The 26,544-nt window shown below is 48.4% G+C and carries 22 protein-coding genes; 13 read left to right on the top strand and 9 right to left on the bottom strand.

Going from position 1 to position 26,544, the window contains the following annotated elements; all coding sequences use genetic code 11:
• Positions 1 to 68 precede the first annotated feature (68 nt).
• Positions 69 to 1,238 carry a Gfo/Idh/MocA family protein gene (locus BUB37_RS06675; protein WP_072990690.1) on the bottom strand — a complete coding sequence of 390 codons (1,170 nt, stop codon included), beginning with the start codon at positions 1,236 to 1,238 and terminating at the stop codon, positions 69 to 71.
• 210 nt (positions 1,239 to 1,448) lie between these two features.
• Here BUB37_RS06675 and dnaK point away from each other — a divergent pair, with 210 nt between their 5' ends.
• Together dnaK and BUB37_RS06665 are read left to right on the top strand one after the other, a co-directional pair.
• Positions 1,449 to 3,353 (top strand): molecular chaperone DnaK, encoded by a 1,905-nt coding sequence (gene dnaK / locus BUB37_RS06670; protein WP_072990688.1) that lies wholly within the window; start codon positions 1,449 to 1,451, stop codon positions 3,351 to 3,353.
• 123 nt (positions 3,354 to 3,476) lie between these two features.
• Positions 3,477 to 4,406 (top strand): hypothetical protein, encoded by a 930-nt coding sequence (locus BUB37_RS06665; RefSeq protein ID WP_072990686.1) that lies wholly within the window; start codon positions 3,477 to 3,479, stop codon positions 4,404 to 4,406.
• A gap of 4 nt (positions 4,407 to 4,410) precedes the next feature.
• Here the strand turns inward: BUB37_RS06665 and BUB37_RS06660 are convergent, their stop codons facing one another.
• Together BUB37_RS06660 and BUB37_RS06655 are read right to left on the bottom strand one after the other, a co-directional pair.
• Positions 4,411 to 4,848: a YybH family protein gene (locus BUB37_RS06660; protein WP_072990683.1), complete on the bottom strand. Its 438-nt coding sequence runs from the start codon at positions 4,846 to 4,848 to the stop codon at positions 4,411 to 4,413.
• 150 nt (positions 4,849 to 4,998) lie between these two features.
• Complete coding sequence (locus BUB37_RS06655) at positions 4,999 to 5,607, bottom strand: RNA polymerase sigma factor (RefSeq protein ID WP_170863127.1); 609 nt, start codon at positions 5,605 to 5,607, stop codon at positions 4,999 to 5,001.
• Between the two features lie 111 nt (positions 5,608 to 5,718).
• On the opposite strand from BUB37_RS06655, the gene BUB37_RS06650 reads away from it, so the two are divergent.
• The 9 genes from BUB37_RS06650 (at position 5,719) to BUB37_RS06610 (ending at position 18,299) form a co-directional block, all read left to right on the top strand.
• Entirely contained in the window at positions 5,719 to 6,876 is a 1,158-nt protein-coding gene (locus BUB37_RS06650; RefSeq protein ID WP_072990680.1) for a FecR family protein, read from the top strand.
• 200 nt (positions 6,877 to 7,076) lie between these two features.
• A complete protein-coding gene (locus tag BUB37_RS06645; protein WP_094766580.1) occupies positions 7,077 to 10,511 on the top strand; it encodes a SusC/RagA family TonB-linked outer membrane protein in 3,435 nt (1,144 codons plus the stop codon).
• An 11-nt stretch (positions 10,512 to 10,522) separates the two neighbouring features.
• On the top strand, positions 10,523 to 12,055 hold the full coding sequence (locus tag BUB37_RS06640; RefSeq protein ID WP_072990677.1) for a SusD/RagB family nutrient-binding outer membrane lipoprotein: 1,533 nt from the start codon (positions 10,523 to 10,525) through the stop codon (positions 12,053 to 12,055).
• Positions 12,056 to 12,089: 34 nt separating this feature from the next.
• Positions 12,090 to 13,589 (top strand): mandelate racemase/muconate lactonizing enzyme family protein, encoded by a 1,500-nt coding sequence (locus BUB37_RS06635; protein ID WP_072990674.1) that lies wholly within the window; start codon positions 12,090 to 12,092, stop codon positions 13,587 to 13,589.
• A gap of 204 nt (positions 13,590 to 13,793) precedes the next feature.
• Entirely contained in the window at positions 13,794 to 14,729 is a 936-nt protein-coding gene (locus tag BUB37_RS06630; protein WP_072990671.1) for an RraA family protein, read from the top strand.
• A gap of 35 nt (positions 14,730 to 14,764) precedes the next feature.
• Positions 14,765 to 15,199, top strand: coding sequence for a nuclear transport factor 2 family protein (locus BUB37_RS06625; RefSeq protein WP_072990667.1), 435 nt, complete (start codon positions 14,765 to 14,767; stop codon positions 15,197 to 15,199).
• Positions 15,200 to 15,212: 13 nt separating this feature from the next.
• Positions 15,213 to 16,316, top strand: coding sequence for a bile acid:sodium symporter family protein (locus tag BUB37_RS06620; RefSeq protein WP_244526749.1), 1,104 nt, complete (start codon positions 15,213 to 15,215; stop codon positions 16,314 to 16,316).
• 204 nt (positions 16,317 to 16,520) lie between these two features.
• Positions 16,521 to 17,561, top strand: a complete 1,041-nt coding sequence (locus BUB37_RS06615; protein WP_072990664.1) for a sugar kinase — start codon at positions 16,521 to 16,523, stop codon at positions 17,559 to 17,561.
• Between the two features lie 69 nt (positions 17,562 to 17,630).
• A complete protein-coding gene (locus BUB37_RS06610) occupies positions 17,631 to 18,299 on the top strand; it encodes a bifunctional 4-hydroxy-2-oxoglutarate aldolase/2-dehydro-3-deoxy-phosphogluconate aldolase (protein WP_072990662.1) in 669 nt (222 codons plus the stop codon).
• Between the two features lie 5 nt (positions 18,300 to 18,304).
• Here BUB37_RS06610 and uxuA read toward each other — a convergent pair whose 3' ends face one another.
• Complete coding sequence (uxuA, locus tag BUB37_RS06605) at positions 18,305 to 19,507, bottom strand: mannonate dehydratase (protein WP_072990659.1); 1,203 nt, start codon at positions 19,505 to 19,507, stop codon at positions 18,305 to 18,307.
• A 54-nt stretch (positions 19,508 to 19,561) separates the two neighbouring features.
• Complete coding sequence (locus tag BUB37_RS06600) at positions 19,562 to 20,368, bottom strand: SDR family oxidoreductase (protein WP_072990656.1); 807 nt, start codon at positions 20,366 to 20,368, stop codon at positions 19,562 to 19,564.
• A gap of 135 nt (positions 20,369 to 20,503) precedes the next feature.
• On the opposite strand from BUB37_RS06600, the gene BUB37_RS06595 reads away from it, so the two are divergent.
• Positions 20,504 to 21,334: a fumarylacetoacetate hydrolase family protein gene (locus tag BUB37_RS06595; protein WP_072990654.1), complete on the top strand. Its 831-nt coding sequence runs from the start codon at positions 20,504 to 20,506 to the stop codon at positions 21,332 to 21,334.
• 37 nt (positions 21,335 to 21,371) lie between these two features.
• Here BUB37_RS06595 and BUB37_RS06590 read toward each other — a convergent pair whose 3' ends face one another.
• Genes BUB37_RS06590 through BUB37_RS06580 form a run of 3 tightly spaced genes read right to left on the bottom strand, consistent with a single transcriptional unit; the run spans position 21,372 to position 23,613 of the window.
• Positions 21,372 to 21,716: an L-rhamnose mutarotase gene (locus BUB37_RS06590; RefSeq protein WP_072990651.1), complete on the bottom strand. Its 345-nt coding sequence runs from the start codon at positions 21,714 to 21,716 to the stop codon at positions 21,372 to 21,374.
• A 40-nt stretch (positions 21,717 to 21,756) separates the two neighbouring features.
• A complete protein-coding gene (locus tag BUB37_RS06585; RefSeq protein ID WP_072990647.1) occupies positions 21,757 to 22,584 on the bottom strand; it encodes an amidohydrolase family protein in 828 nt (275 codons plus the stop codon).
• Between the two features lie 15 nt (positions 22,585 to 22,599).
• Complete coding sequence (locus BUB37_RS06580; RefSeq protein WP_072990645.1) at positions 22,600 to 23,613, bottom strand: zinc-binding alcohol dehydrogenase family protein; 1,014 nt, start codon at positions 23,611 to 23,613, stop codon at positions 22,600 to 22,602.
• Between the two features lie 121 nt (positions 23,614 to 23,734).
• Between BUB37_RS06580 and BUB37_RS06575 the strand changes: the two genes are divergently transcribed.
• On the top strand, positions 23,735 to 24,622 hold the full coding sequence (locus BUB37_RS06575; RefSeq protein WP_072990642.1) for a phytanoyl-CoA dioxygenase family protein: 888 nt from the start codon (positions 23,735 to 23,737) through the stop codon (positions 24,620 to 24,622).
• 143 nt (positions 24,623 to 24,765) lie between these two features.
• Here BUB37_RS06575 and BUB37_RS06570 read toward each other — a convergent pair whose 3' ends face one another.
• Entirely contained in the window at positions 24,766 to 26,493 is a 1,728-nt protein-coding gene (locus tag BUB37_RS06570; RefSeq protein WP_072990639.1) for a phytoene desaturase family protein, read from the bottom strand.
• Positions 26,494 to 26,544: the final 51 nt, after the last annotated feature.

Below are 26,544 nucleotides of genomic sequence, written 5' to 3'. Positions count from 1 at the left end.
TATCCGCCGATAGGTTAATAAAAATCGTTAAAAGTAGGGTACATTTGGGGTATGGGAAATGGTAAATATCACCCCATGTTCAGCCTGAACGCTTTCTCCTGTGCCGTGAGAGCCAGTTCGGTGGCCAAAAAACAATGGTCTTGGGGCATGGCGGTCTCGGTGCGGTTGACCACATCGTTGACCAGCTGTTCCCCAAAGGGCATATGGACATTGCTGCAATCGAAATACTTGGTCTCCTTTTGGTCGACTAAAAACAGGTGGTTGCCCTTGGGCCTTCCTGCAATATCGATGTATTTGCGCATTTCGATATAACCTTCGGTGCCCAGGATAAAAGTTCTGCCGTCGCCCCAGGTGCCCAGCCCCTCGGGTGTAAACCAATCGATACGTATATAACCGGTGGCGTGGCCGCTCCGTACCATCATATCGCCAAAATCTTGGTAGTCGGGATAGTCGGGCATGCCAAAGTTGCCTACTTGCGAGACGCTGACCTCGGCTTCCTTTGAATTGGTGTAATGGAGAAACTGGTCGCATTGATGGGATCCGATGTCGCAAAGGATGCCCCCTGCCTTTTCAGGATAGAAAAACCAATCGGGCCGGCTTTCGGGGCGCATGCGGTGGGGACCGAGGCCGATGAGCTGGACCACTTTTCCGATGGCTCCTTCCTGAACCAATTTACTGGCCATGACCGATGCGGGGTTGGCCAAGCGTTCGCTATAGACGATCGAATAGATACGCCCCGTTTCTTTCTGAACCTTTTTTACCTCGTTGAATTGGTTGAAGGTGAGAATGCCGGGTTTGTCGGTCATATAGTCCTTTCCCGACTTCATGACGCGTATCCCTATCGGTGCGCGTTCAACCGGTATGGCGGCACTCGCAACCAATTGTATCGAGTCGTCTTGAATGATTTCGTCCTCGCTTTTGACAATTTTCACCTCGGGGTATCTTTTGGTAAAGTTCTTCAATAGGTCGGCTTCTTTGGCATAAACGGCTACCAAGGTTCCCCCGCCCGAAAGCAGCGAATTGACCATGCCGTAAATATGCCCGTGGTTGATGCCAATGACCGAAAAACGTATCTTGTTCTCTATTTTGGGCCTTTGGGAGGCCGGCACCCGAATCTCCCTTATCCTTTTTGTATTGTGGTCGTTGGCATACACGTCGAACGGAAGCATCGATGTAGCGGCCAAACCAGCGGCCGAAACCGCACTTTTTCTTAAAAAACTTCGTCTATTGAATTCCATAGTAGTGTTGAATTGTCATATGCTGCAAAATAGAAAAATTAGTCGGTTTAACCGACTTTGGCTTTGTAAATAAACGAAATGGGTGGGGAAGGGGAGGTAGGGGAAAACGCTACAAATGACATCATGTCATGTTGCCGGGGCTTGGCATATTGTTTGACATTTAGGAATTGGTTTAAAAAACAAGCACTAATATTTAATAACATATATAGAATGAGCAAAATTATAGGAATAGATTTGGGTACGACCAACTCCTGCGTCTCCGTAATGGAGGGTAATGAGCCCGTCGTAATTCCAAATGCAGAAGGAAAACGAACTACTCCGTCCGTTATCGCTTTCGTAGATGGTGGCGAGATTAAAGTTGGCGACCCGGCCAAAAGGCAAGCGGTGACCAACCCCAACAAAACCATATACTCGATCAAACGTTTTATGGGTAACAAGTATTCCGAATCCCAAAAGGAAGCGGAGAGGGTTCCTTATAAAGTGGTTAAGGGAGACAACGATACGCCACGAGTAGATATTGAAGGACGTTTATATACACCCCAGGAACTTTCGGCCATGGTTCTTCAAAAAATGAAGAAGACGGCAGAGGATTATTTGGGGCAAGACGTAAGCCGTGCCGTAATTACCGTACCGGCCTATTTTAACGACGCGCAGCGCCAAGCGACCAAAGAGGCCGGTGAAATCGCCGGACTTACCGTAGAGCGAATTATCAACGAACCGACAGCCGCTTCATTGGCCTACGGTCTTGACAAGAAAGATACAGACCAAAAAATCGTGGTCTTCGACTTTGGTGGCGGTACGCACGATGTCTCCATCCTCGAATTGGGAGATGGGGTTTTTGAAGTATTGTCTACCGATGGCGATACCCACTTGGGCGGTGACGACGTCGACCAGAAGATCATCAACTGGTTGGCCGAGGAGTTTAAAAAAGACGAGGGAATCGACCTTAGGGAAGATGCCATGGCGCTTCAACGCCTTAGGGAAGCTGCCGAAAAGGCAAAAATCGAATTGTCTTCCTCGGCACAAACCGAAATCAACCTGCCTTACGTAACCGCAACCGCTTCGGGCCCCAAACACTTGGTGCGTTCGTTGACCCGTTCGAAGTTCGAGCAATTGATAGAGGATTTGGTGAAAAGAACGATCGCACCCTGTGAGTCTGCCTTAAAAGCAGCCGGACTTTCAAAGAGCGATATCGATGAGATTATCTTGGTCGGTGGTTCTACAAGGATTCCGGCAGTACAGGAAGCCGTTGAAAAATTCTTCGGTAAAAAACCGTCAAAAGGGGTGAACCCCGATGAGGTCGTGGCCATCGGTGCCGCCATCCAAGGTGGTGTACTTACGGGAGATGTAAAGGATGTATTGCTGTTAGACGTAACCCCATTGTCGCTGGGTATCGAGACCATGGGCGGGGTCATGACCAAATTGATCGAGGCGAATACGACCATCCCTACCAAGAAATCGCAGGTGTTCTCGACCGCTGCCGACAATCAGCCATCGGTAGAGATCCATGTGTTGCAAGGTGAGCGCCCCATGGCGGCCGACAACAAAACGATCGGTAGGTTCCATTTGGACGGTATTCCACCTGCGCCAAGGGGTACACCTCAAATCGAAGTAACCTTCGATATCGATGCAAACGGGATCATAAAGGTTTCGGCAACCGATAAGGCGACAGGTAAATCACAGGATATTCGAATTGAAGCTTCTTCCGGACTTACAGAAGAAGAAATCAAGAAAATGAAGGCAGAGGCGGAAGCCAACGCCGAAGCGGATAAAAAAGCCAAGGAAACTGCGGATAAGTTGAACGAGGCCGATAGTATGGTCTTCCAGACAGAGAAACAGTTGAAGGAATTCGGCGATAAGTTGTCCGCCGATAAGAAAAAGCCTATCGAAGATGCGCTTGAAGAATTGAAAAAAGCGCATGCGAGCAAGGATTTGGCCCTGATAACACCGGCTTTGGACAAAATCAACGAGGCTTGGAAAGCAGCCTCCGAAGAAATGTACAAGGCACAGGCCGAGCAAGCAGGTGGCCCCTCGGCCAATGGTGAGGATACGGCGAGCTCCAATGCGGGCGAAAGTGACAATGTCGAAGATGTAGACTTCGAAGAGGTCAAGTAAAGTTTGATTTTAGTTTAAGTATAGGCGAGGCCCACTTGGTATTATACCGAGTGGGCCTCTTCGATTTGTCGAAATGGTACGGCTTTTGTTTTTAGTTGAAGTAATTACAGCTAAATTTGTAGTATGTCAAGAAAGCACCAACTTCTTTTTTTAAACCTTTTCGTACTCCTTTCCATTTCGCTGTCCGCCCAAGAAGTAGAGACTTTTAGGGTAGAGGACTTTGATTTGAGGGGAAGGGTCAAATCATGTACGGTTATTACCGATTACGGTAAGGAGGAATATTATTTCGACGAATCGGGCAGGCTGACCAAATCGATTACCCGTTTCAACGATACCGATTACGAGACGACATACTATAAGTACAAAAACGGGCGCCTTAGAGAAAGACGTGTTGAGAACTATCTCGACAATGCCTTTGATAAGGCAACCTCCATTGCCAATTTCTATGGGTACGACAGCCTTCCCGAACATAGGTTGACCGAGAAGATCGTCTCTTACGAAAAAAAGCTTTTGGAGAAGAATATCTATCGATATGGCGATGAGGGAAGACTGGAAAGTATCGAACATATCGATACCGATGGAATCGACCAAAGGACGTTTTCCTATGAAAAAAGCGATAGCCTGGAGTTAGTTTCCCAAAGGTTGAACGGTGTTTTGGCGAAGACCGTCCAAACATCCCTTGCCTATGTAGAAACGGATTCGTTGCAGAAGACTGTTTTGACACATGAATACCTTGACGGGGAGCTTAGCACCAAAACCCTGGAGATCGTAGACGGCAACGAAAGGCCCTTGTTCCATAGTTTGGCCCTTTACGATGCCCCGACCGGAAAATGGATCTTGCAGGAGGAGGTGACCTATATTTATGACGAAGAAGGAATCTTGAGTCGGAAAAAGACCAAAAAAAACGGGTTTACCTCAACCAAGGAGTACATCTATCAATTCGATGGAAGCGAAGCCAACAATTGGGTCAAGGAGATTATTACTCCCGATAATACCTATAAAACCCGTAAGATCAAATACTACCCAAAGCCTAAGGTCGAAGGGGAAGAATGACAAGCTAACACGACGAATCGGCAATAATCTTCCACTCGCCGTCGATTTTCTTGAAAATGATCATGAAGGTGCCATGGGCATTGCCCACCTTTCTGGTCAAAAAGTATTCGCCCATTACATAATAGGCATTTTCCGATATTTGTGTTAATTGGGCTATCTTGAAGGTAAGTTGGCCCGTATGGGCTTTGGAAGGATAGCCCTTTTTATACTTGTTCAAGGTGGTCTCCCATCCCTTGGTAATGCTGCCCCTGCTAAAATACGTAAGCGAATCGGATTTCCAATAGTCTTGCATAAAAGCTTCCAAATCACCGTTCGACCAAGCGCTTGCCTGTTTGTCCAGTATAGACCGTATGGCACTTTGATCGGTGTCCTGTGCGCAAAGGGAGGTTGAAAAAACAAGGCCTAGCCCTAAGAAAAGAAGCTGAACTACAAAGGTTTTCATGTGACGTGGTTTTTGATGGGTTGGGACCCTAAGGGTCGATGTTGCCCAAAATAAGAATAGTTTACGGCTTTATAAAAAAGTGCGGTCCAAAAATTTCACACCGGGCGTGTTATTGGGCAGGGTGCGGATAAATGTTTAGGACAAGGGCCCTTAAGCCGTTGGAGATGCCATTTTCCTATTCTTGTTGAAACCGAACAAGAGGAACAAGACCGGTTCCAAATCGCGGCTGGCCTTCTGCCTGAGTATGGCAAAGGCCTTGGTAATATGATATTCTATGGTCTTTTGGGAAAGATTCAGATGTTCGGCGATCTCGATGTTGCTAAACCCTTCCTGCTTGCTCATCAAGAAAATTTTTCTGCATTTCGGGGGCAGGTTTTGAATTTCTTCCTGAACGATTGACAATAACCGTTCAAAAAACACTTCATCCTTTTCCGAAAACCTTTCCAGCTCCTCGATGTATTTTTTTTCAAGGGCGGTAACCGATTTTTGTTTCCGGTATTGGTCGATAAACTCGTTATGCACCGATTTGTAGAGAAAGCTCTTAATGGTAAAAGTGGGCTTAAGGTTATACCTTCTTTCCCAGGTGCGGATAAAAACATTCTGTACGATATCCTCGGCTTGGTCCTTGTCGTTGACCAGGCTGTTGGCATAGACGCAGAGCCTATGGTGGTAAGTCTCCACCAAATATTCGTAGGCTTTTTCTTGGCCGTTTTTTAGGTGCTGGATTAAAATCCCGTTGTTGTTGTAATCAATGTTCATGATTGATAAAATGGTTCTTAAATGGGGCTTTTGGGTTTAAATGTATAAAAAAAAGGTAAAAAAATTTAGGGTTGTTTAATAATTGTACGTAATAGTTGTAGAAAACACAATATGGACAAGTGTGATTTTAAAATTTCCCTAGCTAAGTTTTTGTCGCATTCCATCGCTTCGGAAGAGTTGGACGATTTGAACCTGTGCCTAACGCGGGGCCGTTATCACAAGCTCTTTCGGTCGCATATAGAGATAGATTACACGACAAGATATATTATGGGTAGATATAATGCGGATAAAGCCAAAAGAATATTGTTGGACAAGATCCGCCGCGATAAACGCTCGGCCAGAAGGTCGAACCTGTTCCGATTGACAAGGTATGCCGCAGTACTACTGACATTTCTCGGCCTAGGGTATTTCTACTGGGACCACAACTTTAGACAGGGCACCGTGGGAAATGTGGACAAGGGCGACCAAATTACCTTGGAACTGTCCGATGGAACCGTAAAAACAATTTCAGAGCTGGGCAATGCATCGGTTTATAACAGGAAGGGCGACCGGGTAGGTCTGTTGCAAGGCAACCAACTGGTTTACCACAAAGGCGGCAAGGCCAAGGAAATTCTCTACAATACGGTAAACGTGCCCTATGGCAAAAGGTTCGTCCTGATCCTGTCCGATGGTACCAAGGCCCATCTCAATGCAGGAAGCACCTTAAGATATCCGGTCGAATTTGTCAGGGGCAGGGAGCGAAAGGTCTATTTGAAGGGGGAGGGCTATTTTAACGTGGCCAAGGACGAAACCAGCCCCTTTATTATCAATGCCAACGAATTGAACATTCAGGTTTTGGGCACCAAGTTCAACCTATCGGCATATCCCGAAGACGATAGCGTAAAAACGGTATTGGTCGAAGGGTCGGTGGGCTTTTTTACGACATCTTCGGACTTCGATGAAGATTCAAAGCGCTTGGTTCCCGGACAAATGGCGGTATGGGGCAAACAAGACCAAAAACTCGTGTTCAAGGAGGTAGACACCGACCTGCATACCGGGTGGATGAACGGCAAGATTATTTTTAGCCATATGCCCTTCGAAGACATCGTCAAAAAGCTTGAGCGCAACTATAATGTCAGCATAGACAACCAGTACGAAGCCTTGAACCCGATACGCTTCAATGCCAGTTTCGACACCGAGACCATTACCCAGGTATTTGAGGCCTTTAGCAAAAACTACCCCATGACCTTTACGATAAATGGGGACAGGATCATTATTTACCAACCTTAAAAAGAGATGCCTATGATATGAAGATGCTGTAAAACCAACACTTCAAATCAAAAAAAATCGGAAAATGCTGGCACATTTCCCGATTGCGATTTAGAGTGATATACACTAATGATAACCATCTAAATTCGAACAAAGATATGAAAAACCCAGTCACTTGGATAAGGGGGAATATTGCCTATCCAATACCGTTACAGCGAAAAATGAAACTTAGCATCGGCCTTATTGCGATCATATTCTATCAAGCGCTAGGAAACCCGTCTTCGGCTGATATTGAAATCACCCTTCAACTGCAGAACGTAACCATAGAAAAGGTTTTGCAAGAAATTGAGTCACTGACCGATTTTAAGGTGTTGTACAACGATAACCAGGTAAACTACAACAGAAAGGTTAGCGTAAGCTATGTAAAGGCCCCGTTGATCGGGGTACTCTCCGATTTGTTCAAGGGCACGCCCATAACATTCGAGATTTTGGATACCCAAATTATCCTGACACAAGGTACTTTGGGAATTCGGGCCAAAACCTTGGGGGCCGGCGACATACAACAAGAGATATCGGGGATTGTTACCGACGCCCAAGGCATGCCCTTGCCTAGTGTTTCGGTGGTGGAAAAAGGTACGACCAATGGCACGGCTACCGACTTCAACGGAAATTATTCGATTACCACACGGGGTGCCAATGCCACATTGGTCTTCAGTTCCTTGGGCTTTGCCACCAAGGAAGTTCCGGTGGGCGAATCGACCAAGATCGATGTCCAACTTGCCGAAGATTCGGAGTCCCTCGACGAAGTGGTGGTCACCGCATTGGGAATCAAGCAAGAAACCCGAAAGTTGGGCTATTCCGTGGCCAAGGTCGATGCCGAGGATGTAAATGTCAACCGCTCGTCAAATTTCATGAACACCCTGCAAGGCAAGGTGGCAGGGGTAAATGTCTCGGCCTTGGGCACCGGGCCCGGAGGTTCTTCCAAAGTGCGGATCAGGGGGCAATCGTCCATTTCGGGCACCAATAATCCCTTGATCGTGGTAAACGGTGTGCCCATCGACAATACCAGCTTTGGAACCAATATCGGTAGTTCGGGCGGAAGTGGCGAACTGGGCACTAGCAGCGGAGGGGTATACTCCGACGGGGGTGACGGCTTTTCAAGTATCAATCCCGATGATATCGAAAGCATGACCATTCTAAAAGGAGCCACGGGCGCTGCCCTCTATGGGTCTAGGGCCAAAGACGGGGTAATTATGATCACTACCAAAACAAGGGGCACCGGCCAAGGTATCGGGGTCACCTACAACCTCAGCGTGGCCGATCATACTCCTTTGGACTTTACCGACTACCAATACGAGTACGGACAGGGCGAAAATGGGGTACGACCCACCACGGCCAACCCTACCTCGGGCCAATGGTCATTTGGTGAAAAATTTGAACCCGGAATGACCCAAGTATTGTTCGATGGGGTCGAGGTACCCTATGTTCCCGTGTACGACAGGATCAAAAAGTTCTACCGACACGGCTTGGACATTACCAACTCCATCGGCCTTTCGGGCAACGGGGAAAAAGGGGGCTTTAATCTATCCCTGTCCAACCTCGAAAGTAAGGGCATTACCCCCAACAACGAGTTCAAACGCATCAATGTGGGATTGGGGGCGAGTTACGAACTGACCGAAAGCTTGTCCTTTACCACCAATATCAATTATTCCAACGAAAAGAACACCAATCCGCCCAATGTAGGCCAACAAGACAATACCATATCGGTGGCCTTGTACAATATGGCCAATTCCATGCCCTTGGACCTTTTGGACGAGAAGAAGTTCGACGAGAACGGAAATGAATTCGTGTATTCGCGCTTTAGAAATAGGACCAACCCCTATTTTACCCTTAGCGAGCAATTCAACCACATCGAGCGCGATCGCATTTTTGGCAATGCCTCCCTGAAGTACAATTTTTTACCATGGCTATTTGGCCAGATTAGGGTGGGCCAAGATTACTGGTCGAGGGACCAGGATTATAACGGCTATCCTACCGGACAGGCGTCCAGGCCTCCGGCCCCGGAAGGTTTCGTGAACGGTACCTATACCCAAGAGGTGCGTAGGTTTAGGGAAACCAATGTAGACTTCCTGATTTCGGCCAACAAGGAATTCGGCGACGATTTCGGCCTGGGAGTCAACTTTGGGGGCAACAAAATGAGAAGGGTTTCGAAGCTCAATCGGGTGAACGTCACCGACTTCATTATCCGGGATCTTTACACGGTACAGAACGGCAGGGTCAAAGACCCGATCTATAGCCTATCGGAGAGAGGGGTAAACTCCTTGTACGGTTCAATGGACCTTTCCTACAAAGACACCTATTATTTGAGTGGGACCTTAAGGAACGATTGGTTTACGACCTTGGCCCCCGACAACAGGAGCATCCTATACCCTTCGGTCTCTGCCAGCTACGTGTTTTCCAACGCCTTCGAAGATTCGGAGTGGCTGACTTTCGGGAAGTTGCGGGCAGCCTATGCCGAAGTGGGCAGCGATACCGATGTGCCGCCGTATTCCGACGCATTGTTCTACAATATCAATTCGAACCTTTTCGCCAATTCAGACGGGCAATTACAGCCTGTGGCGGCACCGAACACCAGTACCTTGCCCAATCCGAACCTAAGGCCGATGCGGGTCAAGGAAACGGAAATCGGTATCGATCTGCGCATGTTCGATTCGCGGGTAAATCTCGACCTGAGTGTTTACCGTAAATCGACCTTCGACCAGATCATACCCGCACAAATCTCAAATGCCTCCGGCTTTATAAGCACCTTGATCAATAGCGGGGAGAGCCGAAGCGACGGGGTTGAGGCCCTCTTAAGCCTGATACCGGTCAGAAACGAGGATTTTCAGTGGGAACTGACCCTGAACACCTCTTACAACAAGACCGAGGTCATTAGCCTGCTTACCGATACCCCGGGTGAAAGTATAGTGGTCGGTACCCATGCCTTCAATGGATTTTTGTACCAAGTCGTCGGTGAGGAGATCGGCCAGTTGGCGGGCTTCGGCTACAAATTTGATGACCAAGGACGGCAGATTTTTGCCGATGATGGTCGGCCCCTTCGCTCCGACGATATCGTTTTCTTCGGAAGTGCCCTGCCCAAGTGGGTCGGGGGTATAACCAATGCCTTCAGGTACAAGAATTTCAACGCATCGTTCTTGATCGATTTTAAGTTGGGGGGCAAAATGATCTCGGGAACGAATTTCAACGCTACCCGTCACGGACTCCATAAAATGACCCTCGAAGGTAGGGAAGGCGGTGTTACCGGAGATGGCGTCAACCAAGCCGGGGAACCCAATACGGCCAGTACACCGGCCCAAACCTATTGGGAGGTGGTAAGGTCACAGCAGCTTATAGAGCCCATTGTATACGACAGCGGTTATTGGAAATTCAGGCAACTGACCCTAGGGTACGATTTCTCGAATCTTTTAAGGGACCAAACCTTCTTTAAGGGCGTAAGCCTCAGCTTGTTCGCAAACAATGTTTTCATCATTAAAAAATGGGTTCCCAATATCGACCCCGATTCGTTCGGCTACAGTTCTGACAATGTATCGGGCCTCGAATCTACCGGTGTTCCGACGACAAGAAGCATTGGTTTGAACCTTAACTGCAAATTTTAAAGGAGAGCATCATGAAAAACACAATAAATAGATTTTTGACGTTAGGAGTCCTCTTCCTCGTCATCTCATGTGATAAGAACTTCGACGAAATAAACACCAATGTGGTCGACCCGACCAGCGATAGTGTAGATCCCATATTTTTATTGAACAACGCGATTGTCAACACCTCGTTTTCAAATGCGCAGATCATTTTTGACATGGGTGTGGTGCAACAGGTCATTTCTCCCAACTCAGGTGTGCTTACCGGTGCCAATTACAATCAGGATAACCGCGATGTTACCGACGACCATTGGGTGAAGTATTACGAGAACGTGATTAAGAATACGGGCGACATCATAGGCCAGTTACAGGCCGAAGATGCTCCCGATAGACCCAATTTACTCCACATGACCCGATTGATCCAGGCCCTGACCTTTATGATCTTGACCGATGAATATGGCGATATCCCTTATTTTGAAGCGGGTAAAGGGGTTACCGAACAGATCGTATTGCCCCGGTACGATTCCCAAGAAGCCATTTACGCAGACCTTATCAAAGAGGTGAGGGAGGCCAGTGCCGGCCTCAGCGAAAGTGCTCCCGCCGAAAAGGGCGAAGTATTGTACTCGGGCGATATTGGCAAATGGAAACGTTTTGGGTATTCCTTGTTATTGCGATTGGGCATGCGCCTGTCGGAGGTCGATCCCTCATTGGCGGAACAGACCGTGGCAGAGGCCTTTGGTGGCGGACTTATGCAATCCAATGAAGATAATTACGCCATCAGGCACGATAGCAATTATACCAATAATGCGGGGTCTTTGCTGAATTCTACCGAGGCCAACAACTTTTATATGGTCGATACCTTTGTCGAATTTCTACGGGATACGAACGATCCCAGGCTTATGTCGTTGGCCTTGAGGTTTACCGGGGCTACCTCGGGACCCGAACAGGTCATAGAAACAGGGTCCAAAGATCCCGCGGAGCAAGTGGGCATGCCCTTGGGCTACGACAACGGTACCATCGGAACGGTAGTCGACGACCTCGGTTTGGCCAGTTTTTACGATTTTACGCAAATAGACCGCTTTAGGGTGGCCAAGCAAACGGCCCCAATTTATGTGCTAACCTACAGCCAAACCCAACTCTTGTTGGCCGAGGCCGCCGTTCGCGGATGGGTTACGGGCAATCCCGAGGATTACTACAACCAAGGGGTTACGGCACATATGCAGCTGATGGCCGAGTACGACGAGGAGGTTGCGATAGCCGATGTGGACATTCAAACGTATCTGGCCGACAATCCCTTTGATGCGGGCAATGCCATTGAACAAATAAACAACCAATATTGGGTATCGTGTTTTTTAAACGGACCCGAGGCCTTTGCCAACTTTCGCCGAAGCGGGTTTCCCGACCTTGATAGCAACCCATATCCTGCCCAGGATATCGGCACACCATTTATAAATCGGTTGACCTACCCCAATTCAGAGGTGGCGACCAACAACGAAAACCTAAGCGCCGCAGTATCCCGAATGGGCCCCGATAACCTCGAGACCAAGGTATGGTGGGATCAATAACGGAATCGATATAACCAAAAAAACACTACTAAAAATGAAGAACACGTTACAAGAGCTCATAGCTAAAAGCAAGAAAGAGGAAAAAGCCTATGCCGATTCGCTGCAGGCGGAGATAAAAGACCCAAAAACCGGTGACGACCGAAGAAATTTTTTAAAGAAAACCGCCTTGGGGGGTATAGCACTATCGAGTTTTATGGGCTATTCCTTCGAAGACCGGGTGGCCGAAACCACTTCAAAGGTAAACAGGGCATCGGCCCCCTCCGAATTGAAGATTACCGATATGCGCTATGTGGTGACCAATGTGATGGGGGGTACGCCCATCATAAAGATCGAGACCAATCAAGGTATTCACGGTCTGGGAGAAGTGCGGGATGCCGGTGATGTTAGGTATGCCCTGATGCTTAAAAGTCGGATTTTGGGTAAAAACCCCTGCAATGTTGAAAAGATCTTTAAAAGTATAAAACAATTTGGTGGCCCGGCCCGACAGGCCGGGGGGGTCTGCGCCGTTGAAATGGCCTTGTGGGATTTATGCGGCAAGGCCTACAATGTGCCCGCATGGCAACTTTTGGGAGGTAGGTACAGGGACAAGGTTAGACTCTACGCCGACACCCCGGAGGCCAGCTCTCCCGAGGAACAGCAGCGCCTGATCAATTTCAGGGTAAAGGAACAGGGGTATACCTGGTTAAAGATGGATGTGTCGATAGCCGAGTTGAAGGGAATGAAGGATACGGTTGTCAACGGCAAGTTTTGGGAAGATTCGAAAGGCAACCTCAACCAGTGGGGGGATCGTAGAAACTTTATGTCCTATGGCAATACCATGCATCCGTTTACCCAAATACAGATTACCGAAAAAGGCCTTGAGCATTTGCAGCAAGTGGTAGAGGACGTCAGGAATATGGTAGGATATGAGATTCCTATTTCTACCGACCATTACGGACATTTCGATATGAACAATAACATTCGTTTGGCCAAGGCCCTCGAAAAATATCGTTTGGCATGGTTTGAAGATATGGTACCCTGGCAATACACCGAACAATGGAAGGAAATAACCCGGTCTATCGAAACCCCGACCACTACCGGGGAGGATATCTATTTGTTAAAAGACTTTTTACCGCTTATTCATGAGCGGGCCGTAGATATCGTGCACCCCGACCTGGCCTCTTCGGGCGGTCTTTTGGAGACCAAGCGAATTGCCGATTATGCCGAGGAATTTGGTATCGCCATGGCCATGCACCAAGCGGGTACTCCCGTTTCCTTTATGGCTAACGTACATTGTGCCGCGGCCTCACAGAATTTCTTGGCCCTTGAGCACCATTCGGTCGACCTGCCCTGGTGGGAAGACCTGGTTACTACCGTAGGCGGCTTTAAAATGATCGACAAGGGCTTTGCCACCGTGCCGCTAACGGCTCCTGGCCTGGGCATCGAACTGAACGAGGAGGTGCTGAAAAAGCACGTACATCCGAAAGACAAGAGTTATTTTGCCCCTACCGATCAATGGAATGCACTGCAATCGCACGACCGCACCTATAGTTGAACCAATTGAGGTATAGAAGAGCAAACCATAGCAAATTAGATCTTAGAATTTTGTTTGAGTTGGTTTGGTTGCCGTTGAGCACCCCGATTATTTAATCTTAATCGGGGATGTTCAACTACCTTGGCCTTCTACCATTAAAAAATATTGCGTTGTCCGCTAAAATCGTTAAAAACAGTTTAGATTAACAGTATAAATACACTACAAATGAAAATAAAGTTATTTTTAGGGATGGTTTTTGCTTTTATGACATTCTCGGTCTCTGCCCAAGGTGTTGCTGCAACCCCTGGATATATCAAGGAGTTGACCGCCGATTGGCAAGGGGAGCGTTTTCCTGACGGAAGGCCCAAAGTGTCCGATGCCCTATTAAAGCGTCTCAAGAACATTCAGATCGAGGAGGCCTGGGGCTATTTGCGCCGCAAGGGGTATAACAACCAGTACGATGGCAATTGGAAAATATTGCATCCCGGACAGGTGATGACGGGCCGCGTCCTTACCGCCCAATACACCCCCTTGCGCCCCGATTATCAGCAACTGATCAAGGTAAAGGGGGGCGCGGAAAATCGCGATACCATTGGAGGGAGCAACTCCTGGCCGATCGAAATTCTACAGCCCGGTGATGTCTATGTAGCGGACGGATATGGCCGGATCATAGACGGGACATTGATCGGATCGAACTTGGGCAATGCCATTTACGCGAATTCGCAAAACGGTTTCATCTTTGACGGTGGGGTGCGCGATGTGGCCGGACTTCTCGATATCGAGGGCTTTAACGGCTGGTACCGGGGTGATGATCCATCGTACCTCGCCGAACAAATGCTTACCGAGATCAACACACCGATACGGATCGGAAGGGCCATCGTATTGCCGGGCGATGTGGTATTGGCCAATCGGCACGGGACCATCTTTATACCCTCGCACTTGGTTGCGGAACTGGTGCTCTCCTCCGAGGTTGTCGGACTTAGGGACCAGTTCGGGTTTCAGCGGCTCCGTGAGAAAACCTATACTCCGGGACAAATCGATACCAAATGGACCGACGCCATTAAGGCCGATTTCGTACAGTGGTTGAAGAACTATCCCGACAACCAGCTGCCGATGACACGGAAGGAACTCGACGATTATATAAAAAATGCGGGCTATTGATAAATATTGGCCCAGTATAAACACACCATTTGACAATGAAAAAAACAATTTACCTATACGCTTTTCTTGGCCTGTTTACCGCATGTGTCCAAGCCCAGTCAAATACCGATAAAAAGAACATAGAAACAGGGGTAGGGGCCCTCTATGCGGCCATGGTCGCCAGGGATGGGGCCGCACTTCAAAAATTGACCGACGATAAACTCACCTATGGTCATTCGAGTGGGACACTGGAAAATAAGGAAGAATATATCGAAGCGGTGTTGAAGGGCCCCTTTGATTTTTTTTCGATCCTGCCCGAAGACCAGACCATAGCCATATCTGGCGACGTGGGTATCGTTAGGCACATTTTCGTGGCCAAAGGTACCAACGACGGCAAGGATGCCGATGTGCGCATCGGGGTAATGATGACCTGGCAGAAGAAGAACAACGAGTGGCGCCTACTGGCCCGACAAGCCTATAAACTCATGTAAAAACATTCCTATCTTGAAAAAAATCAATCTCTATTCCATTAGCTTGGGCATTGCAGCGGTCTTGTTGGTCTCTATAATCGGCTTGTTGCTTTCAGGCAGACTTGAACAGGGAGGCCTACCGTTTTTACTGTTTTTTGCCCTTCTGGCCTTGGGCTTCAGCGGTTATAAAACCTTGAACGGACTCGTATTTACCACCATGATTTTTGCCGGGGTCTCCGCCGCATTGTATTACCCCCATTTCTTCACCGTGGTAGGGGGCTTTAAGCTAACGGCCCTGATCATACCCTTGATACAGATCATAATGTTCGGTATGGGTACCTCGATGAGCATCAAGGATTTTGCCTCGGTATTTAAGACCCCGAAAGGCGTAATGATCGGGGTGGCGGCCCAATTGTTGATCATGCCCATTGTCGGTTTTGCCTTGGCCAAAATAAGTGATTTTCCGCCCGAGATCGCCGCCGGTATCGTGCTGATCGGATGTTCGCCAAGTGGTGTGGCATCGAATGTTATGGCCTATCTCGCCAAGGCCAATTTGGCCCTTTCGATTACCATTACGTCCATCGCCACCTTATTGGCCCCCTTTCTGACCCCGCTTTTGATGAAATTATTGGCCGGGGAGTTTATCGAAATCGATGTATTGGATATGATGTGGAGCATCACCAAAATGATCATACTGCCGATCGGGGCCGGACTCCTCTTTAATAAATTGTTCAAGACCAAATGGCTCGATAGGGCCATGCCCATTGTTTCCATGTTGGCCATAGGCATAATTATCACGATTATAACTGCCGCTGGCAGGGATAGCCTGCTGGATATTGGGGGGCTTTTGATGGTATTGGTATTGGTCCACAATGTATTTGGCTATAGTTTGGGCTATGGCTTCGCCAAACTTTTTAGGATGTCGGAGCAGGATTCCCGTACCATAGCGATCGAAGTCGGTATGCAGAACGGCGGACTTGCCTCGGGAATTGCCAATTCTTTGGGCAAAATCGCCACCATGGGCCTCGCACCGGCCGTTTTCGGTCCGCTGATGAACATCACCGGTTCCATCCTGGCTTCCTACTGGCACAAAAGACCCCCTGAAGTACGGGTAAAACCCCTCGTCGACGAACAATAAGTGGACACTTCTTCATCTTTTGGGCGGGGTTAATCCCTCATGAAGGGAAAAAATATCTCAATTCCATGAATTATTGTTATAGGAATATCGATTGCCGTATTTGTAAATCTTTCCTTCTGATATTTTAGAGTAAATCTTTATTTTCGGCCTATCAAAAAATAACCTTTATCTTCGTGAAAAGCGAACATAAATAATTAATAGATAATGAAAAAAGTAGTGACTTTTGGGGAAATTATGTTACGATTGTCCCCTCCAGGGTTTTTAAGATTTTCGCAAACCAATAGTTTCGACGTGGTGTACGGTGGTGGCGAGAGCAACGTGGCGGTTTCATTGGCCAATTATGGCGTGCCCGTTGATTTTGTTACCCGATTGCCCAAAAACGATATCGGTGAATGTGCCCTCATGGAAATGAGAAAAAGAGGGGTCGGTACCGATAAGATAATTTATGGGGGCGATCGCCTGGGCATCTACTTTTTGGAAACCGGCGCCGTAAGCCGTGGCAGTAAGGTCGTTTACGATAGGGCCCACTCCGCCATTGCCGAAATCGAAAAGGGAATGATCGATTGGGATGCCGTTTTTGAAGGGGTCGAATGGTTCCACTGGACCGGTATCACACCGGCCATTTCGCAAGGTGCCGCCGACGTCTGTCTCGAGGCCGTAAAAAAGGCAAGCGAAAAGGGCATCACCATTTCGACCGACCTGAACTACAGGGCCAAACTTTGGAACTATGGCGGGGATAGGGAGGCCATTATGACCGAACTTACTTCGTATTGCGATATTATTCTGGGCAATGAAGAAGATGCCGAAAAGCATTTTGGCATTCACCCCGAAGGACTCGATGTTCACAAGCACGGGCACGATGTGAAGGCGGAGGCCTTTTTGTCGGTATGTAAGCAAATGATGAAAAAATTCCCCAAGGCCAAGAAAGTAATCACTACTTTAAGGGGCTCCATATCCGCATCGCACAATACCTGGGCGGGCGTATTGTACGACGGGGAGAAAATGTACGAGACCCGTCAATACCAAATTACCGATATTGTAGACAGGGTCGGCGGTGGCGATTCGTTTATGGGAGGCTTGATCTACGGCTTGCTGAAGTATCCGGACGACGACCAGAACGCCCTCGACTTTGCGGTTGCCGCATCTTGTCTAAAACACACCATCAAGGGCGACGCCAACCTGGTAACCGTGGCCGAGGTTGAAAAACTTATGGGGGGCGATGCTTCCGGAAGGGTGGCGAGATAAAGGTCCCAACCCTATTAACTTATAACTATAAACTTTTAACTATTCACTTATAACTATTCACTGACAATTATGGCCAAGTATTCAAGAATTGAAGTAGCCCAGGTGATGGAGGAGACCGGAATGGTACCTCTGTTTTATCATCCCGATATCGAATTGGGCAAGAAAGTTTTGAAAGCATGCTATGACGGGGGGGCGCGATTGATCGAGTTTACCGCCCGCGGCGATTTTGCTTTTGAGGTATTTCTGGAACTGAACAAGTTTGCCCTAAAGGAACTGCCCGGAATGATCATGGGGGTCGGATCCATTACCGATGCGGGTGCGGCCAGTATGTTTATGCAAATGGGGGCTAACTTTATCGTTACCCCTACCTTGCGCGAAGACATCGCGATCGCCTGTAACCGAAGGAAGGTGCTTTGGTCCCCGGGTTGTGGTACGCTTACCGAAATCAACAGGGCCGAGGAGCTGGGATGCGAGATCATCAAATTGTTCCCGGGCTCTACCTATGGTCCGGGTTTTGTAAAGGCCATTAAAGGTCCGCAACCATGGACGAGCATAATGCCGACGGGAGGTGTCAGTACCGAAGAGGAAAACTTGAAAGGCTGGTTCGGTGCCGGTGTAACCTGCGTGGGCATGGGCTCACAGTTGATAAGCAAGGAAATACTTGCCAATAAGGATTATGCCGGTCTTGAAGCCAAGGTAAAAGATACCTTGGCCTTGATCAAGCGTATTAGAAGTTAAACCGTTTATTCGAAATACGACTTTCGAATACCCAATTCCAATCCCCGTAATTCTGCCAACCCGCGCAAGCGGCCAATGGCGGAATAACCGGGATTGGTTTTTTTATGGAGGTCGTCGAGCATTTGATGGCCGTGGTCGGGCCGCATCGGAATCTGACTGTCTTCCCGGCCCTCTTCCTTCCTTCTTTTTTCCTCGGCCAGAATCAGTTTGACCAATTCGTACATCGGTACGTCGCCTTCTAGGTGGTTGGCCTCGTAGAAGTTGCCCTTGCCATCGCGTTTGGTGCTTCTCAAATGAAGAAAATGTACGCGGTCGGCGAACCTTTTGAACATTTGCGGAATATTATTGTCTTCACGCGCTCCCAAGGATCCCGTACAAAACGTAATTCCGTTATGTAGCGATTTTACCTTATCGAAAATATAGGCGTAATCGGCTTCGGTACCCATAATACGTGGGAGTCCCAAGATAGAAAACGGAGGGTCGTCGGGGTGGATGCAGAGCCGTACCCCGGTTTCCTCGGCGACCGGGACTACTTCCTGTAAAAAGTAAACCAGGCTGTCCCTCATTTCGTCTTCGCCAATGGAATTATAGGTATCCAAAATGGTTTGGAACTTGCTCAGGTCGAAGCCCTTCTCAGGCACGGGATAGCCCTCCGAAGAACCGGGAAGCCCCGCAATAATGGTTTTTACCAGCTGCCAGATGTCTTCTTCCGACATGGCCGAATAACGTTTTTTGGCCTCCGCGATTTGGGCCTCGGTATAGGTGGCCTCGGCATTTGGCCTTTTTAGGATAAAGAGGTCAAAGGCGGCCAAGGCGGCAAATTCAAAGGAAAGGGCCTTTGAGCCATCTTCGACTTCAAAATCGAGGCTGGTACGCGTCCAATCCAATACGGGCATAAAATTGTAGCATACCGTTTTTACACCGCAGGCGGCCAGGTTCCTTAGGCTCTCCTTGTAATTTTCGATGTATTTTTTGTATTCGCCTTGTTGGGTCTTGATGTTTTCGTGGATGGGCAGTGATTCGACCACCGACCATACCAGTCCGTTGTCCTCTAAATGCTTTTTTCGCTTCTCGATTTCTGAAATGGGCCAGACTTCCCCGTTCGCGATATGATGTAAGGCCGTAACGATACCCGTTGCACCGGCTTGTCTGATGTCTTGAAGGCTTACGGGATCGCTTGGCCCGTACCATCGCCATGTTTGTTCCATACTGTAGTTATATAAGTTGTTCCCAGAAAATTAATGGAGGGTTCGATAAAAGGTTTATACCCCGCTAAATGCACTAAACCCGCCGTCTACGGGCAATACGATTCCCGTAATGAACTTGGCGGCATCACTGCATAAAAATTGTACGGCACCGTTCAGCTCTTCGATTTCCCCGAACCTGCCCATGGGCGTGTTCCTGATGATATCCTCGCCCCTTTGGGTATAGGATCCGTCTTCATTGGTCAAAAGGGCCCTGTTCTGTTTTCCGATGAAGAAACCAGGTGCCACGGCGTTCACACGAATGCCCTCACCGAACTTCGAGGCCATTTCCACGGCCATCCATCGGGTAAAGTTCTCCATGGCGGCCTTGGATGCGGAATATCCGGCAACCCTGGTAATGACACGATCTACGGCCATAGAGGAATAATTGATGATGACCCCTTCCTTTTGCTCCGACATCACCTTCCCAAAAACAATGGAAGGGATAACCGTACCGTTAAGGTTCAGGTCGGTAACCTTTCTAAAGGCGTCGATCGAAAGGTCGAAAATGGTTTTGTCGACCCCGATGGTCGCACCGGGAAGGTTGCCTCCCGCAATATTCAGAAGAATGTCTATTCGCCCAAAATCGGATAGTATTTGGTCTTTTACCTCCCCTAGGGATTTTTCATCCAAAATATCCGCCTCGTAAGCCTTGGCATATCCGCCCACTGAATCAATTTCGGCCATTAAACCGGCAAGGGACGATTCTTTGCGGGTGAGCAGGGCCAACTTTACACCGGCCTCGGCAAAGCTTTTGGCAATGCTACCTGCCAGGGATCCACTGGCGCCGGTAATAATGGCAATCTTGTCTTTGATGCCGAACATAATTTATGTAGTTTATCTGGTTTGAGGGCCGAAGATAAAACAATATCCCTTAAAAACTAAAAGTGTGTTGATTCTCCTTAAAAAAGCAACAAAAAAACTTTACTTTTAGAGAAACAAAACGATCAAACCGAACTTATGAAAATTTACAAGACTTCACACGGAGCTGTTATAGAGCACAACGAAAAAATGTACGTTAAGAAAATTGGGGACTGGGATGTTTTTCTTAATCGCGAGCATCTGTTCCAGGCCTTGGAATCCGATTTGGGGAGTTTTGACGATTTTAAGGGGACTATTGGGGATGCCGATATCGAAAAGCCTATGGGGAACCAAGAGGTATGGGCATCGGGAGTTACCTATATGCGCAGTAAGACCGCCCGTATGGAGGAATCGAAAAAGGCCGGGGGCGGTACCTTTTACGATCGGGTGTACGACGCCGATCGCCCGGAACTGTTTTTTAAGGCCACGCCCCAGCGAACGGTAGGCCAGGGGGGAACCGTTCGGATCAGGAAGGATTCGGGCTGGGACGTACCCGAACCCGAATTGACCTTGCTCATAAGTTCTAAGGGCTCTATTGAAGGTTACACCATCGGAAACGATATGAGTTCTAGAAGCATCGAGGGGGAAAATCCCTTGTACCTGCCCCAGGCCAAGACCTACGATGGGTGTGCCGCCTTAGGACCTTGTATTTATGTGCCGGGCGAACCCATTTCACCCGATACGACCATAGAACTTGAAATTATAAGAGGGGGCGATCAGGTCTTTAACGATAAAATTCAGATCAACCAGATGAAGCGAAAGCATACCGATTTGGTGGCCTATCTGTTCAGGGAATGCCATTTTCCCAACGGCTGTTTTTTGATGACGGGTACCGGAATTATACCCCCGGACGAATTTACACTTAAGCCGGGCGATGAAATACGGATAAGTATCGATCATATCGGGACCTTGGTAAATTTCGTCGGCTAGTACCTTTTAATCACGAGGCGATTGACCAGGGCGAAGCCTAAAGTTGAAATATCTTCTCCAAGGCAATCCATTTTTCGTCCTTTTCGGCCCATGGCAGACTTTGCTGGAATTTCCACATGAGTTCTTCCCACTTTTGGACGGCGGGGTTGTTGGCGTCCATTTCGGCCTTTTTGGCCGGGTCGAAGCTTTCGTTGACCTCCATGATCATAAACATCCGGTTGCCGGTCAGGTAAATCTCCATGTTCTCTATTCCCGCATCCTTGATGCTTTTTACGATGGCCTCGGGAACGGCGCCCGGTGCATGGTGGGCCTTGTATTCCTCGATCAGTTCGGGGTCGTTCTTTAAGTCGCACGAATAGCAGAAGCGCTTTGTTCGGGTCATTTTATTGAAATTTTAGGGAGGGGCTATATTAGCCTTGCGTTTACAGGTCGTAGAACGCGATTGCGTTTTCGCCCATTATTCTTTTTTGTTCGTCATCGCCCAAGGTCGAAACAAAATCGTCGACGGCCTTCTTCATCCGGTCATAACTGCCCGCAAGCAGACAGACCGGCCAATCGGAGCCGAACATTAGACGGTGGCTGCCAAAGGCTTCCAAGACCAAGTCCATGTAGGGTCGGAGTTGCCCGCTTGTCCATGTTCCATGATCGGCCTCGGTAATCATTCCCGACAGTTTGCAATACACGTTTTCGTGTTTGCCGATTTCCCTCATCAACAGTGCCCATCCATCATAAAAGCCATCTTTGATATAAGGTTTGGCAATGTGGTCGATAACGAATTTCTGATCGGGAAATTTTTTGACGAATTCCAATACCGCTCCCAACTGGTGCGGAAAAACCAAAATATCGTAGGTATGGCCGTAATCGGCGAGTTGTGAAATACCGCTTAAAAAATCGGGACGCAATATAAAATTATGGTCCGCTTCGTCTTGCACCACATGCCGCCATCCCTTTAGTTTTTTTTGGTCGGCGTAGCGACCCAGAACCTCGGATAGGTTTTCCGATCTTAAATCGGCCCAGCCTACCACGCCTTTTATAAAATCGTTCGCGGCCGCAAGCTTGAGCAAAAAGTCGGTCTCTTCCAGGGTTTGGTCGGCCTGAACGGCCACACAGCCGTCGATTCCGTTGGCCCCATAAATGGGTTTAAGGTCGGAGGGCAGGAAGTTTTGCCTGATGTCGGTCATGGTATCGTCTATCCAGGCATGTCTTTTTTCATCGTAGATCCAAAAATGTTGATGGCTATCGATTGTCATTGTACGGTAGTTTTTTTAAAAAGTAACGGTTGCTTTGATGACGCCGTTGGCGGGGTCCAGCCAACTGTCGAAATTCGAAATCATCTCGGTGTAGGGTACGGTGTGGGTGATAAAGGAAGCGGTCGGGAATTTCCCCTGTTCCATTACCTTCATGACGTATTCGAAATCGGCAAGGGTCGCGTTTCGGCTGCACAAGATCGATGTTTCCTTGGCGTGTATCTTGGGATGGGCGAACACCAGGTCGCCCTTGGAAAGGCCGACCAATATATACCGTCCGCCGTGCGCCATAAAGTCGATTCCCGCCTCTAGGGCGCCTTTGTGTCCCGTGGCGTCGTATACGGCCGTTGCCATATCGCCATGGGTGAGCTTTGACACTTCTTCAACGGCCTGGGGCCCACCTAGAACGGTATGCTCGATCCCGATTTCCTTTTTTACGTAGTCCAGTCGCCGCGGGTTCATATCGACGGCAATAACGTTTGCACCTTCTATTTGGGCGAATTTCATGATGCCGATCCCTATGGGGCCACAACCGACAACGACCACGGTTTCCCCGGCTTTGACCTTCGACCGTCTGATCGCATGGGCGCCAATCGACAAACATTCGACGATGGCTATTTCGCTGTCCGATAGAGGGTTGGCCGGTAACAATATATCGGAGGGAACGACGATACGCTCTTGCATACCGCCGTCGGTATGCACGCCCAATACGGCAATATCGGTGCAGCAATTCGTCTTTCCGGCCCTACAGGCCACACATTTCCCGCAACTTAGATAAGGCATTAATACGACTTTGTCGCCCGATCGAATGCCTTTGGGGTTGTCGTCTATTTCAACGACTTCGGCGGCAAGTTCGTGGCCCAATATCCGAGGATAGGTAAAAAAGGCCTGATTGCCCGCATAGGCGTGTAGGTCGGTGCCACAGATACCTACTTTTGTGATTTTTAAAAGGGCTTCACCAGGGTTTCTTTGCGGTTCTTCCTTTTCCTTCATTAAAAACGTTCCGGGCTTTTCGCAGACGATATATTTCATTTGGTCCCTATAATTTTGATATAGGGATCTAATTTAGGAAAAAACTACTTCAACCCTTCCCCTTTTAGAGGATTATAAAGTAATTTAAGGTTTTTGTAATTTTTAAGGCCAAGATGTAGTTATGTCGACAAGCAAGGTAAAAGACCTGGCCGAAGTGCACCACTTGATCTCCGATATGTTCAAATGGCCCGAATCGGAAGAAGAGTGGCAGCCCTATCGGCTAAGCGAAGAACAGGTAAACCATTTTCATGAAGAGGGCTATGTGTCTGGAATTCGTCTATTGAACGATGAACAGATCACTATTTTGAGAAAGGAATTAGAGGAACTGGTAAACCCGGAACACCCCGCACATCATTTGTTCTATGAATTTCACGGCAATGAGTCGGAAGACCCAGATTCGGTTCTTTTCCACTCCTTGGGACATTGGCGCATTGCCCCAGGCTTTCACGACGTTTTGTTCAACCCGGCATTCGTTATGGCGGCTTATCAGTTGCTGGGGGAAAAGCCGGTGCGTTTTTGGCACGACCAACTCTTTTGCAAGCCTGCACGACACGGTGGGGTCGTGGCGTGGCATCAGGATTATTCGTATTGGACCAGAACCGTGGCCATGCAACATTTGACCTGTTGGACGGGGTTGGATGATGCTACCGTCGAAAACGGATGCCTGCACTATATACCCAAGAGCCATAAATGGGGACTTTTGGACGCCCCCTCCCTGGCCGGGGACATGAACGGTCTAATGAGGTATTTGAACGCCGAACAAAAGGAACAGTTTAAAAAGCCGGTAGCCATTGAATTAAAAAGGGGAGAGGCTACCTTTCACCACCCGCTGATGGTACATGGTTCGTATGGGAACAGGTCCGATGTTAGTCGGCGGGCCTTTGTACTCAATGTGTTTGCCGATGGAACGTTGAGCAATACCGATGATGAACTTTTACAGGGCGTGCCGATTATACCCAAGGGCAAAAAAATGGAAGGTCGATTTTTTCCCCTCCTTTTTAAGCCGTGATCGTCGGATCGACTATAAACCTGTTTTTTTCATTGCCCCGGCAAACGGTGGGAAGTGCTTCGTCATATGGTTCCCTTTTAGGTACGAATCCCAGATTGGACTTATCGGCATCCTTTCTTTGTTCTGGGCAAAATGGGTTGCCCTTAGGCCGAGGTCTTTTCCGATTTGGCATGGGCCCTTGCCTTTCGAAGCTTTATTTTCCTTTTGAGCCAATCGGGGTATGTCGATGGGTCTTCGGCTTCGTAAATGCGGAGTTCCTGATCCTCCTTGGGCTCTTTTAGCTCGTCGGGCGTACAGCCCAGGATACGGGCGGCCGTATCGACTCCCGAATGGGACGCCCCCGCCACCCCGTGTGAGAGAATGCTCGAGCCGCAGAGGAAGAGGTTCTTAATTTCACTTTTGGCACGAAAGGCGAAGGGGCCGATATGGAACAGGCTTTTTTCGGTGCCGTAAACATTGCCCTTGGTCGTGTTAATATAGTATTTATTGGTCAGGGGCGTGCCCAGTTCCCGGTGTACAATGTGTTTGCGAATGCCGGGTATGGCCCTGTCTACCCCATTGATCATTTTTTTCGTTAGGCGTTCCTTAAGCTTAAGGTATTTCTGTGAACGTTCTCGGTCGGTATTTTCAAATTCCTCGAAAGTTTTATAATCCACAAAGGTTATGGCCTCGATACTGTGGTGTTTGCCGTCGAAACTGGAGGGGTCTTTTAAGGTGGTGCAACTAATGAACATGCCCTCAAAGGCATGGCCTTCGTCAATGTTCCCGGCAAAGATCTCTTCATAGAAGTCATTGGCGCCCCTATCGGGCATCAACCAAATATTACCTGAATCCACACCGGCTTTTTTTAGGTCCATATCCACCGTTAAGAACAACATTAGCGAAGTGCACGAGTATTTTGTTTTCGCTAGTTTTCGCTGCAGTCTTTTGCTCAAGTTTTCAAGGCCGACCAATTGGTTATAGGTAATGCCTACATCGGCATTGGAAACGATCTGGGAGGCATATAATTTTTGGCCGTCTTCCAATACGACCCCTACGGCTTTTTTCTTTCGGTCGCCTTCCAATATGATTTTGGCCACTCCGGCCGAGGTGCGTACTTCCCCGTTGTGTTTCTTGATCACGTTGGTCATCGATTTTATAAGGGCGCCACCGCCCCCCATGGGGTAGTAGCCTCCCTTGTAATAGTGGTACATCAAGGCACTGTGCAAGAGAAAGGGGACCTTGTTGGGTGCCACCCCATGATCGCCACATTGAATGTTCAGTATTTTCTTTAAAAGCGGGTCTTTGATAAACCAACCGATGACCCTACTTAGGGTAAATAGCGAGTATTTGCCAAAATACCGTGTTTTGTAGGGCATGATCAATTTTTGCCAAAAACCCTTGAAATTGGGAATGCTGTAGAGTTCGCGACTGACCCTTTGGGTCATGTTCAGGTATGCTGAGATGTTCTTTTTTTCTTTTGGGAAACGTTCCGACAAGCGCGCGACCAGTTGGTCGAAATTGGCGGGAAAGTCAAATTTTGTGTCTCCAATACGCACGTGTTCGTAGGCATCGGGGTTCATCCGAAAAAATACAAGCTCGTTGGCAATGCCTAGGCCCTTGTAAAGGTCGCTTGTCGTTTCACCTTCCCCCAAAAGGCCGACGTAATGGACCCCAGGGGTAAACCGGTGGCCGTTCAGGTAAAAGCTGTGACACCATCCGCCGGGCACGTCGTGCTGTTCAAGCACCAGAACCTTTTGGCCCCTTTCGGCCAAGCAGATGGCACAGGCCAGGCCACCCGCACCCGAACCGATTATGATGGTGTCGTACTTTTCGGGACCAATGGTGTCGTTGGATGTTTCCGTTGACCGGTGCGGGACAGATTCTTGCATACTATCAAAGATAGGGGAAGTTTTATTCGTATTTCCCCGTATGGGATTTAT

It is taken from the genome of Pseudozobellia thermophila (genome assembly GCF_900141855.1).
GTDB lineage: Bacteria > Bacteroidota > Bacteroidia > Flavobacteriales > Flavobacteriaceae > Pseudozobellia > Pseudozobellia thermophila.
Note: the sequence above shows the minus strand (reverse complement) of the source record. Positions and strands in the feature narration are given on the sequence as shown.